General features: G+C 38.9%; 12 protein-coding genes. 5 read left to right on the plus strand and 7 right to left on the minus strand.

The window, feature by feature from the left end; genetic code table 11:
• Positions 1–234: 234 nt before the first annotated feature.
• Positions 235–2,205 (minus strand): Ig-like domain-containing protein, encoded by a 1,971-nt coding sequence (locus IJF99_RS05395; RefSeq protein ID WP_292792860.1) that lies wholly within the window; start codon positions 2,203–2,205, stop codon positions 235–237.
• Positions 2,206–2,277: 72 nt separating this feature from the next.
• Between IJF99_RS05395 and IJF99_RS05400 the strand changes: the two genes are divergently transcribed.
• The 3 genes from IJF99_RS05400 (at position 2,278) to IJF99_RS05410 (ending at position 4,684) form a co-directional block, all read left to right on the plus strand.
• The gene (locus tag IJF99_RS05400) at positions 2,278–2,868 is read left to right on the plus strand and encodes a TetR/AcrR family transcriptional regulator (RefSeq protein WP_292792862.1); all 591 of its coding nucleotides are present in this window, start codon (positions 2,278–2,280) and stop codon (positions 2,866–2,868) included.
• A gap of 531 nt (positions 2,869–3,399) precedes the next feature.
• Complete coding sequence (locus IJF99_RS05405) at positions 3,400–3,747, plus strand: hypothetical protein (protein ID WP_292792864.1); 348 nt, start codon at positions 3,400–3,402, stop codon at positions 3,745–3,747.
• A 73-nt stretch (positions 3,748–3,820) separates the two neighbouring features.
• Positions 3,821–4,684, plus strand: coding sequence for a hypothetical protein (locus tag IJF99_RS05410; protein WP_292792866.1), 864 nt, complete (start codon positions 3,821–3,823; stop codon positions 4,682–4,684).
• 25 nt (positions 4,685–4,709) lie between these two features.
• Here IJF99_RS05410 and IJF99_RS05415 read toward each other — a convergent pair whose 3' ends face one another.
• The 3 genes from IJF99_RS05415 to IJF99_RS05425 form a co-directional block, all read right to left on the minus strand.
• Positions 4,710–5,582 carry a hypothetical protein gene (locus IJF99_RS05415; RefSeq protein ID WP_292792868.1) on the minus strand — a complete coding sequence of 291 codons (873 nt, stop codon included), beginning with the start codon at positions 5,580–5,582 and terminating at the stop codon, positions 4,710–4,712.
• Positions 5,583–5,746: 164 nt separating this feature from the next.
• Positions 5,747–6,190, minus strand: a complete 444-nt coding sequence (locus IJF99_RS05420) for a hypothetical protein (RefSeq protein WP_292792870.1) — start codon at positions 6,188–6,190, stop codon at positions 5,747–5,749.
• Between the two features lie 50 nt (positions 6,191–6,240).
• Positions 6,241–6,708, minus strand: coding sequence for a hypothetical protein (locus IJF99_RS05425; protein WP_292792872.1), 468 nt, complete (start codon positions 6,706–6,708; stop codon positions 6,241–6,243).
• A gap of 175 nt (positions 6,709–6,883) precedes the next feature.
• Between IJF99_RS05425 and IJF99_RS05430 the strand changes: the two genes are divergently transcribed.
• On the plus strand, positions 6,884–7,117 hold the full coding sequence (locus IJF99_RS05430) for a hypothetical protein (RefSeq protein WP_292792874.1): 234 nt from the start codon (positions 6,884–6,886) through the stop codon (positions 7,115–7,117).
• Here the strand turns inward: IJF99_RS05430 and IJF99_RS05435 are convergent.
• Positions 7,114–8,568, minus strand: coding sequence for a sodium-dependent transporter (locus tag IJF99_RS05435; RefSeq protein WP_292792876.1), 1,455 nt, complete (start codon positions 8,566–8,568; stop codon positions 7,114–7,116). The genes IJF99_RS05430 and IJF99_RS05435 overlap by 4 nt on opposite strands.
• 53 nt (positions 8,569–8,621) lie before the next feature.
• On the opposite strand from IJF99_RS05435, the gene IJF99_RS05440 reads away from it, so the two are divergent.
• Positions 8,622–8,999, plus strand: a complete 378-nt coding sequence (locus tag IJF99_RS05440; protein ID WP_292792878.1) for a hypothetical protein — start codon at positions 8,622–8,624, stop codon at positions 8,997–8,999.
• A 1-nt stretch (position 9,000) separates the two neighbouring features.
• On the opposite strand, the gene IJF99_RS05445 is transcribed toward IJF99_RS05440, so the two are convergent.
• Both IJF99_RS05445 and IJF99_RS05450 read right to left on the minus strand, forming a co-directional pair.
• Positions 9,001–10,503 carry a putative glycoside hydrolase gene (locus IJF99_RS05445; RefSeq protein ID WP_292792880.1) on the minus strand — a complete coding sequence of 501 codons (1,503 nt, stop codon included), beginning with the start codon at positions 10,501–10,503 and terminating at the stop codon, positions 9,001–9,003.
• Between the two features lies 1 nt (position 10,504).
• Complete coding sequence (locus IJF99_RS05450) at positions 10,505–12,277, minus strand: putative glycoside hydrolase (protein WP_292792882.1); 1,773 nt, start codon at positions 12,275–12,277, stop codon at positions 10,505–10,507.
• Between the last annotated feature and the right edge of the window lie 103 nt (positions 12,278–12,380).

A 12,380-nucleotide genomic window follows, 5' to 3' on the forward strand; every position in this document is an offset into this window, starting at 1 on the left:
ACTTAAACGTTTAATTAAGTGGAATTAAAATTGCATTAGGCTTAATGAAATAAATAAACACTTTTAAAGCAATATTGTAGTGAATGTGTAAAAACAGAGAAAAAAATTTATTGATTAAAAAGGGAGTAATCAGAACTCCCTTTCTTAAGTTCAAACCAAAAAAGAACTTATGTATTTGATTACAAATACACGAATTAAGTTATAAACTTCTTTAAATATAATTATTTCCCATCATTATTTTCTAACCTTTACTGTTCGTTTGACTGTTTTTTTACCGTAGCTGACTTGGTATCTTATTTTTTTGCCGGCTTTGAGTTTCTTCAGAACAGACTTCTTGACGGTCAGTTTCGCAATTCCCCTTTTGTTGGTTTTGACCTTGTAGGTCTTTTTGTTGAACTTGAATTTGACGTATTTGCCTTTTGCCAGCTTGCCGTTTATTTTTAATGTCGCCTTGATTGTGAGCCTTTTGGCCGATTTTTTGACGCTGACCTTCTGAAGAGTCATCTTTACCAGTTGCTTATAGACTGTCACAACCCTCCAGTTTTCCAGATCTTTCAGCCCATCATTTCCATAGTAGTGAACGTAAATATCATGTTCTCCGACCTTGAGATTTTTCAATGAGTATTTGGCTATTCCGTTGACTATATTGACCTTATGCCTTTTGCCGTCGATTTCAAATACCGCATAGCCTGAGCATGCTTTAGGAACTTCCAGGGCGACATATTTGTCCATGCCCTGCCTGAACCTGTAGGTCAGGGATATCTTTGGAGCGACATATACTGTTGAGTTTTCCTCGCCGATGCTGTAATCGGTGCCTGTGTATCTCACGGTCAGGTTGTGCCATCCCGGATTTAATGTTGAGATTCCGATTTCGCCGTAGCCTTTCACAAGTTTTGCTGACTTGAAGAGTTTTCCGTCAACGTAGACTTCCAGATTGCCGTTGGCATCACTTGGAAGCTTCAGATATATTTTGGATGCGTCCTTGTATTCGACACCGTAAGGAATGTCGAAGTTGTAGTCTATGGTGAAGTTGTAAGTTCTGTTTAAGGCATAGAACTTGTCGTCGCCTGCAAACGAAACAATCATTGAATGGTTTCCGGCGCCGAGTCCTGACACGTCAACTGCAGCCATGTTGTTTGCGCTGTACTCGGGCTGAGTGAAGCGGTATTTTACGCCGTCGATTGTGACTGTCACAAGCTTTCTGTTCAATGTGTCCGGCAATATCACTTCAATGACATTTTTCTCGCCGTATGTGAAATATTCCGGCCACACGTCGAAGTCATAGGTCATGTTGGCTGTCTGCACTTTGGTTCTTGAGATTTTTGAAGAGGTGTAGACGACCTTTATCTCGTGGTTTGTGTATTTCATGTATTTTTCCAGTGATACTATTGCCTCTCCGTCTTCTGTCCTTTCTGTGTGGACCAGCACATTGTCAAGATAGATTTTAACTGTGCCGGCAACGTTTTTCAATGTTCGAACGGAGATGCAGTCGTCATGGCTTATGTTTACTGTGTCCGGAATGTCTATGACCACATTTGTAACCGTGAAGTTAAATGTCATGTTGAACGGCTTGTAATAGCTGTCGCCGAGATAATGCACGCTGAATGTGTGGTTTCCCAGGGGCAATTTTGAAAATGGGTCGCTTTCCCAGTGAATTGTCGGCCTTGCGGTTGTTGTGTTGAACAGCCTGTCGTCGATATAGAACTCCGCCGTACCGTTGGCTGACCTTGGAAAGACAACCAGATAAGAGTCTTCACCGTACTGGAGTATTTCGGATGGGAAGTACATCATCTTGTAGTCCGGAGGATATTTCATGATTTTCAGAGGTGCTGTAAGATTCAGGTCGATTCCGTTGTAAAAGGCACTTACCTGATACATTGTGAAGTCAATCGGCGGCCAGATGTTTATTATGAACCCAAGATTTTTTTTGGGAATTTTTACCGGGACTTTGAATGACTTTTCGGTGATCGTTTGGTTGTATATTATCTCATCGTCAATCTTGACCATGAATTCCCCTGATGCCTCTTCGGGCAGTTCGACACTGATGTCGGAGAGATTCTCCTGCCACATCTCCTCATCATACGTTACGTTTATTTGGTTTGCAACGCTTTCCAGATTATCCCCTGTAACATTATCACTGGCACTAACGGCCCCCGCCATTAGGAAAAACAATAATGTTAAAAGTATTAGATTTTTAACATTCATGATTAGAGGTTTGTTCTTTCAGTTATAAATAGTATAATTAAGTTTAAATTATTTTAATAGATATTAATAATCATGAATATTGAACTTGACGATACCGAAGAAAAAATTGTAAATGCCACTTTCGCCATCATACTAAAGGAAGGATTTGCAAAAGCCACAACAAAAAAAATTTCAGCTGAAGCGGGATTTAACGAAGTAACCATCTTCAGAAAGTTTGAAAACAAAAATAACCTGCTGGAAATTACAAAAGAGTACTATATCCAAAAGATCACCGGTAAGCTTGAGGAAGTTTTTGACTTTAACGGAGAGGAGGAAATCGATGAATATCTCCAAAACAATTTTTTCGGACTATTGAATCTTCCGGATGAAGACTTCGCCATAATCAAGGTAGCTATGGAAGAAGTCGGAGAAGAGACAGACAAGAAATATTTGATTTCAAAAATAACTTCAACTATCCTGGACAAGCTGGAAGCATTTTTCAAGCTTCAGATTGAAAAGGGAAAAATCAGAGATGTCGATGCCAGGGTATTGGGTACGATGTGTTTCAGTATGACATTTCAGACCATAGTCCTCTATAGGGTCTATGATGAGGTATCCCAAGAAGAAAAAGAGGAATACGGCAAAAAATATTTAGATATTCTCTTCAATGGAATAAAAAAATAATCTCCGCTATTTTTTGGCTGATTAAGAATGAAAGTAAGCGCTTGCACTCGAAAACCTTTATATATGAGAGCATCCATATAATTAATTGTATTTTCAAAAGTACAATTTGAATTAACTATTCCCCCCAAACTTAATAGTGAAATTCAAAATTAATCTCCCTAATTTTAAGGATGAGACAAGGCATTTGCCTTTAATCTTATCCTAATTTAAAAACAAATTGTTTTAAACCATTTTTTTAATTTTTAAGGATGTAAGAAAGCGCTTGCACTCGAAAACCTTTATATATGACCCCTTTCAATATAATTAATTGTACTTCATAGTACAGTTTTGAATTAACTATTCCCCCCCAAATTATAGGAAAATTCAAAATTAATCTCCCTAATTTAATTTGAATTCAAGGATAACTTGGCATCAGCCTATAACCTTTATCCTTCTATTTCTCCCTATTTTTTATTGAATTATTATTTTTTTAGTGAAACTATTCCCATTTTGCAAAAACAATTTAAATGAAAATGACATATATGTATTAACATGAACAGGAAGGGAATAATATTGCTGGCAGTGCTTATGATTTTCATTGTTGGAATGGTCCTTGCACCCGCTTCAGCCGCAAAAAACGTCAAAGTTGGCGACTACAAGGGGAAACTGACCACAAAGCAGTACAAGACATTGAAAAATGCTTATAAGAAAGACAAGAAGTTCACATCCGTCACAATCAAATGCACAAACAAGAAATACCATAAAATCAGTATCCAGTATATGAACGGATTATGCCAACAGAACGGTAAGTTCTACATCAAAGGATTCTATGGATCAGTATGGGACACCCGATACGGCATGGACGGAATCAAGCTTGTTGATTTTAGAGTTAACATTTAGGTATTCTAAGTTTTAGAATACTCCCTATTTTTTTAAAAACGCTTATATAATTCTTTTAATAATATTATTTAATATGAAAAAGACAATTTTGTTCGTTGTTTTAATGTTTTTGCTGGTAGGCTTCGTTTCTGCAAGCGAGAATGTAACCAACGACACAAGTGATATGTTGAGCGTTAATGCTGCACCGACAGATGACGTGGTTTTAACCGATAATGGAACATCAACAGAAGACGTTCAAGGGAATGTTAGCGGAAATTCGACACCGACACCCGAAAAGCCGACAATCACCACTTCTGCAGTTAGCGGAACTCAAGGCAAGTACATTACCTTGAAGGCAACTGTCAAAAACTCAACCGGTCCTATCGAGGGAGTTACAGTAACCTTCAAGCTTAACGGCAACACCTATACTGCAAAGACTAACGGCAATGGCGTGGCTAGCGTGAGTGTTAAGTGTCCTGCAAGTGCTGTTTTAAAAACAACTACCAAAAAAACAAGTACAAGAATGACTAAAACTACATATTATTCAAAATCTTATACTGCAACAGCATCAGCCGATGGAGCAAGCAGCAGTTTTAAGGTTACATCCAAAAAGGCCAACCGTGTTTTAAAATACAAAGCTATCAAAAAGACAAAAACCATGACAGTTCCTGTCAAAAAAGGTACTAAAGTCTTTAAAAGAGGCAATTATGGTCTTGTAACCTACAAAGTGACCAAATACGGTTACCACTTCTTTGCAGCTGCAATGGCTGAGAAAAATGTTGACGGCACTATAAAATTCCTTGCCAAACTTCATTACAAGCAGAATGGAAAATGGCATTGGGACAAATGGACCAAGATTCCAAAAAACAAAATGTTCCAGTCACAATACCCTAAAAGTTTAAAAGTTGATAAGTTTAAAGCAAAATACACTCAAGTGACTTATAAAAGAATCAAATAACTCACTTTGAGTTCTTTTTATTTTTTTAGATATCCTTTTCATTTTTTAATTCAGTTTCAATTGATTTTACTCTGGATAATGGGACATCGGCCGTACTTGCAATTTCTTCAGCATCCATTCCTGATTTTAAAAGATTTCTGATTACTCCATTTACGCCTTGTTCAAGACCTTGCTCAATACCCTGTTCAATACCTTTTTTCTCTTTAATCTGCCCATATTCATCAATTAGACTCATCCTATCACCTAATTTATCACATAATATGTTTCGTGTAAGTTCATCTTTAACAAATTTATCGACGATTAACCATTCGATTCCAAATGCTAATGCTTTAATTGATGGCGCTAGTCCTTTAATACTAATTAATATATCAACCACACAATTAATATAACCTTCAATGTTTTCTGTTTTTTCGATAATAGGGACTAAAGAAAGCAGAATTAATTCTTTTCCGCTTATTTCATCATTATTTGCAATTTTGTAATTAATAGTATTAATAATTTCTCTTGTGTCATAATCTTCCAAGCTAATTATCTCATAATTGAAATCATTGTCCTTATTTACCCTGTATGAAATTTGTTTCGATTCCTCTGCTGTTGAAAAAACACATAGATTAACTTCTTTTCCTATTTCATCAAAGTTATAATCAGATATTGCGACGTATATGTGAAATCGCTGATGATGCTTCTTTTTAACCTTTGTTGATTGAAGCTCAATTATCAGTATTTCATCATCAAGTTCAAGGATAATGTCAGGCACAAAAGTTTTTGGGTCCAATTGACGTAATTCTTTTGTCATTATTTTAACTTTTTTGGATTTTCTGCCCATTATGTCTAAGAATAATCGCGCATCTTCGTCAACGACATTTTTGAATATCATATCCTCCTGAAATTCCGACATATTAAACCTCTTATATTTAGTTATTTTAAATTTATATCCATTAAATTATTTAAATTTAACTAAAAAGCTCAATAAAGTAAATATTACAGAAAAAAAGTATTTTTATTGAATTAAATCAATTTTGCAAAGAAAAAATAAAAAAAGAAGTTGAAGGGTTGATTCAACTATCTGGTCTGATACCAGACAATGGCCTTATAAGGAGCGTATCCCTTGATCAGCTTAGTGGATATGTGTGCGCTGTGTCCCCTTACTGTTTTTGTCTTGATTTTGCCTTTTGAGTTCTTGAAAAAGAATTTGACTTTGATGAGTTTTGTGTGGTGGGGTTCGATGTCTCCATTCATTCCATTGCCGACATACCATGTTGTCACACCGGTTCCCCTGTTGAACTGCATGTTTCCAGAGTATTCGACATAACCAGCTATCGCATCACCATTTTTAAGTTTCACGGCTTTTGGAGCCCACAATACTCCCGGCTTGAAATTGTAAATCTTAACTGTTTTCTTTGATGTCTTGGCTGCGCTTACGCCCTCTGCGGAAGCGGCGCAGATTATGAATATTGCTCCGATTAGGATCAAAAGAATGATTATATGATTTCTGTTTATATTCATTGCAATCACTGAATCATATTCCACTTAAAAAAAGGAAAAGTAATAGCTGACTAAGCTATTACAATATCTTCAAGCAAGCTGGCGTCGCTTACAGTGATAATGACAAGTTTTCCCTCTTTTGCATAGACGAATCCCTCGAACGGTGAGACATTATATTCATATCCGTCAACACCATTTACTGACAATTTGTCTCCGCCTACGTACTCGGCGACATAGTCTTCAACTTCAACGCCGTCGTATGTTGCAACTCCTATTGAAATTACCTCATTTGAACCTTTTGAGAATGTTTTTCCCCAGGTTGTGTATTGAATGCCTTGGGATTCGTTGACATCACCATTGATGGCTAATGGCACTTCCTCTTCAAAACCTGCCGGAATGTTGAAGTCAAATCCGTCGATTGTTACTTTTTCGTCACTGGCGCCTGATCCGGTTAAATCACTTAAGCTGAATGCTGAAACCGCACCGACGCTTGCCGCTACAATTAACAGTGCAAATATTGCAAGTATTTTCCTATTCATTTTAAAGCCTCCAGTTAGTTATACTTTATCAATGCCTTAAAATAAACATTTCTATGAGGAATGAAAATTCGGATTGATATTCTGAGATGATGGATAAAAATTTCGGCGGGTGTGCATAAAAGTATTAAAATTATTAAAGACAAATTAAATTTAAATAATAATTAGTTTAAGGAAGATGAAAGAGGTTATGGACATGGATACGAATTCCCTTAAGAATGCAATTTTCTCATTTATAATACCTGGACTTGGACAATATCTAAGCGATGACAAATCAAAAGGAGTCGGCCTTTTTGCAGCGGCAATCGCCCTTCACATATTCATATGGTTTTTTATGAACAACCCTGCAGGAAGCCTCATCCAAACATTATACCACCTATACGCAGGATATGATGCATACAAAAATTATTAATCCTCTGCAGGCTTGATTCTGGTAAATATCACTGCAAATACAATTACAAGAATGATGATTACCAGATCAACGATTATCTCAAAGGGCTTTGAAGTAGTGAATAAGTTGACTATGCCGATTATCCAAATGAAAAACAAAACACACGGAAGCAGGTATTTGATAATGAACACCCATTTCTTTCCCACCTTGAATGTGGAATATTCATTGAGGACAGGAAGAAAGCGGTCCACACCATAAAACCACGCGAATATTATGCACTGGATACCTATAAGAAGCAGAATGCCGAACTCGTTAACGAATGAATCGATTATTCCAACAAGGTAACTGCTGATTCCGCATGTTAAAATCAGTGAAAACGCACATCCGACAATGCTTAAAACAGTTGAAGTTTTCTTTCTTGACCATCCCAACTTGTCCGAAGTCGTATTCAACATCGGCTCGAAAAATCCGAGAGCTGATGTGATTCCCGCAAATAATATTGACAGGAACAGCATCGGAGCAAGTATCCTTCCGATTGGACCCATTATATTGAAAATCATCGGAAATACAATAAATACCAGACCTGTGCCCTCTGTGACAAGCTGAACCATTGGTGTTCCTCCGGTTACGGACATATAACCCAAAATTGAAAATACGCCAAACGCTGTGCAGATTTCAAACAGTGAGTTTGAAGCGACAACCACCAATACATTGTCAATGAGCCTGGACTTATCCGGCAGATAGCTTGCATATGTCAGGGCAATTGCCTGACCCATACTCAATGAAAAGATAATCTGTGCAAATGCCGCAAGCCAGATATTCACATCCAGAAGCTTTGCCCAATCAGGACTCAAAAGCACATTAATGCCCACGCCGGCACCAGGCAGTGTCAAAGCATAAACGATGATTATGCCCATTATAATGAATAATGAGGGGATAAGGATTTTTGAAACCTTTCCTATGCCCTTTTCAACATCCCTATGTGAAATGAACCATAAAACAATCCATAACAAAATAACTGCAACGGTTGTCGGTGCGATGAAAGAGTAGGCGTCCAATAGATTGGAGCTTCCGCCCACACTATTTACGAAATAATCAGCGGCATCCAATCCCCAGTCGAAATGGATACTGGATCCGAGATATACCAAATCCCATCCCAAGATAACCATGTAGTAAATCGTGACGATGAATACGAAAATGACAAGAATCCATGCAAATATCTCAAACTTTGGATTGATTTGTCTCAGTATCGTGGAAAAGGATTTCTTGAATGAAAATCCGACACCGTATTCCAATATTAAAAATGGAACTCCCATTATGGCAATTGCAATCAGGTAAGGAATGAAAAATGAGCCTCCTCCATTGGAATAGAGCACATAGCTGAACCGCCAAATGTTTCCCAATCCAACGGCCGCACCTATCATTGCAAATATAAAAGAAACTGATGAATCCCACTGCCCATTCTTTCCCATGTTTATTAGTTATGCAAAAGGTTTATAATAAATATTGCATATTATATAAGATAATGAATGTATTCGACAAATTTTTAATGGGCGAGACAACCGGCATCAACTGGTGCTTTGAAAACCGCCATTTCCTTAACAGATTATCTGAAAATGGCCTGTCACGGGAATACGTGGTTGACTGCCTTATGTGCGAAGAGCCGATAAGTCATGAGCCTCTTGGAGATGGCAAATATGCCGTCGTCTATAAAGCGCCCGAAAATAAGGACTATAAGGAAATCCGCCTGGTCATGGCATGTTCCGGAAATTCAATTGACCTTGTGACTGCCATGAGAAACAATGAAACAACAACCAGTCGCCAAAACAGGCAATACCAGTCCGAAAAGAAAAAGTCAATAGAAAAAAAGAGATTGAAAGCACTGTCAAAAAGGAAATGGTAAACTAAACCTTTTTGAAATTGAAGTTGCAGCTTATTCCTATCCTAAACAGTATTATTCCTTTAGCGCCGCCCTTCATTGCAGCCCTTGAATCCTTAATGAGTTCGCTTTGGGACAGGCTTCTGACATTGTTGTCCGAATGGTATGACTGCAATCCAGTCCATATTTGTGCACCGTTTGACTGGCCGACAAATGTCTTTGTTACCGAAGTAATCCAGCTTCTTGTCTGATGGTAATTTCCCTTATACACCATCGGCAGCAGCGCATCCATATACTTGCTCATTGTCGGAATGTCCTGACCGTAATAATATGTCATCATTGACGGTTCGGGCATGATTGCCGCCGAGACTATGCAGTCGGGCTTGATTTTATGTATTTGGGTACTTGCCTTTTTTGCAAAATAGTTTATGCACTTGACGGCGTTCTTGTGGTTATGTGCCGTTCCGCCGAATCTTATGTAGTCGAAGTGGATTCCGTCAACGCCGGGAATCCTTGCGTACCTTTTTGCCTGATTAATCTTTCCGTTGATGAATCCGTATTTGAATGATCCGTCATCGTTGACGGGACTTACCCAGTTTTCACCCACACAGCATACCTGCATCCACAGGTGAACCCTGATTCCATAGCTGTGAGCCCTAGCGATGAAAGATACCACGGAGGACCTGCCGTAGGTTGAAACGGACTGGGCATGGAGGAAAATATGCTTGGTTCCTCTTTGGGCAAGGCTTTTGAGGTTCACTGACTTCATGTGCATCGGCCACAGCCAGTAGCCGTTTCCCTTTGCCATCTTGGAATGCACCTTGATTGTATGCTTTCCGGTTGAGTATAAATAAGGGGAATTCTTGTAAAATGAATATCTGACTACATGTTTTCCTTTTTTAAGGTTCAGGAATATTTTGGCATGACCGTTTTTATCTGTCTTGACCTTATATGTCTTTCCGGAGACCTTGAAGTTTACAATTTGATTCTTGATGGCCTTGCCGTTTGCATTCAGTAATGTGACGTAGAAGAGGCATTTTGAGCCCTGGCGGTAGTAAATGTACTTGTCCCCCAATTTAAGTGAGGTCTTGATGGGGTTTTTGACGACTATCCTTGAAGTTGCTTCAGCGCTTCCAGTCTGATTGTCGCCGTCATAGGTGAACTTTACCGTATAGGTTCCTGCCTTGAGATTCAGGGATATGCTGGCCTGACCGTTCTTATCTGTTGTTCGGACATATGTGGCCTTGTTTACAAGAACGGATACTTTCTTTGAAGCCAATGGCATGTTGTCTGAGGTCAGTTTAAATGAGATTGTTGTCCTGAAGGATTCGTATCCGTTTACGTTTGAAGATTCTATTTTTGAGGCTGTCCTATTGCTTTCGGTTGAAATATTTTCCTGCAGTTGGTCTGCCTCATCACTCTGCTGGATATCATCACTGATGACGTCAGTGATGTTTTCATCGGCCGAAACCGCCGATATTGACATTGCAGCCAATAAAACAATGAGAAGAAGAACAATTCTTTTCATATTAAACCTCACTGAAATCCACGAAATTGCACAGTCCATATCTGAACAGTATTATTCCCCGTGCCCCTCCCTGGGAGGCGGCACTCGCATCGCTTTTCAGTTCCTTGGCTGACAGCTTGACTATGTTGGAGTCTGAGCCGTATGCCTGAAGGCCTGTCCATATTTGTGCCTTTTTGGACTGTTTGACGAATGTCTGGGTAACTGACTTGATCCATTTGCTTCCCGCATGGTAGTTTCCTTTGTAAACCATAGGAACGATGGCATCGAGATATCTGCCCATTGTCGCAATGTCCTGGCCATAGTATTTCTTCATTGCGGACGGTTCCGGCATCACCGCCGCAGACACGATAAGTTTTTTGTTTACCTTGTGAATTTGGGCGGTTGCCTTTTTGACAAAGAGATTGACGCCGTTTACCGCTCCGCTGTGCTTATAGGCCGTTCCGGGATATCTGACGTAGTCGAAATGAACTCCCGCAACTCCTTTCACTTTGGCATATTTCACGGCTTCCCTTACTTTGGAGTTTATCAGATTATAATTATATTTTCCGTGCACGACAGGATATGACCATCCGTTGTCGCCGTAGAATGCCTGCATCCATATGTGGACCTTGATTCCATGTGCATTTGCCTTCTTAATCCATGACTCAACATAGCTTTTGGAGAATTTGGTGAAGCAGTAGAAGTTCAAAAAGACATGTTTTGTCCCGTATTTCTGAAGGGTGTTGAAGTTTACGCTTTGCATGTCACTTGCAAAAAGCCACATTCCGTTATTTTGAAGCCTGTTGGATTTGACCTTGATTGTGAACGCTTTGTATCCCTTGTTGTAGACGGAAGTCTTTTGGGAGTACACCTTCAGCTTATAGGAACCTGCTTTCAATTTGATTCTGAGCTTTGCCATTCCGTTTGAATCTGTCTTTTTGGTGTAGGTCTTGCCGTTTATCTTGAAGATCACCTTGTTTGATGCCACAGGGTTTCCGTGGCGGTCAAGGACCTTGACCTTAAAGTATCCTGCCTTCTTATTCTTGAATACAATTGAAGTGAGTCTGTTGATTTTTGTCGGAATTCCTTTTTTTACCGTTATCTTTACTGCTGCGGAGGATTTGTCTATATTGTCCTCGCCGGCATAGGAAAGGGTCATCCTATATGTTCCGACAGGCCTGTTGAAGTTAATGGCTGCTTTGCCGTTGGCATTTGTCTTTTTGGTGATTGTGACCCCGTCGACTATGAAGTTGACTTCCCTGTTTGCCAGAGGAACGTTTCCGACAGTAAGAACAATGATGTATTTGTTTACAACGCCCTTATATGCAACATAGTTTGGTGCATCTATCCTTGAAGTTGATGTTGTGATTACAAAAATGCTTGTCGAATTTGAGCATTCGGCATATCCGTCACCTGAAAATGAGTATTTTACAGTATAGGTTCCCGGATTTAAATTGATTTTAAGCCTTGCAACACCGTTGCCGTCTGTTTTGATGTCACTTACGACCTCGTTTAAGGTGAACTGCACTGTCTGATTGGCTATTGGAGCTGAATTTGTGTCCGTGAGCTGTACACTGAAATCATTGCCTTTTATTATGTTTGTATCGTTGCTTTTGATTGTTGTTTTGATTTGTGTAGAATTTCCTATTGACTCGTCGGCAATTGCCGCATCCAAGTCAGTATTCTGTGTCATTGCGTCGGTTTCATTGACTGCACTAACCGCACCTATCATGAAAAAAAGGATTAATGCAATGAACAAAACGAACGTCCTATTCCTGATTGAAATAACTTTCACCCCTTGCTTAAAAAATTTATCTAAAAAGATATATAAATCTTTTTAATAAGAAATTCGAATTAAAATAGCTTAAATCAATGAAAATAGATTTAAAAGATGTAGA

It is taken from the genome of Methanobrevibacter sp., assembly GCF_017406825.1.
Lineage (GTDB): Archaea > Methanobacteriota > Methanobacteria > Methanobacteriales > Methanobacteriaceae > Methanocatella.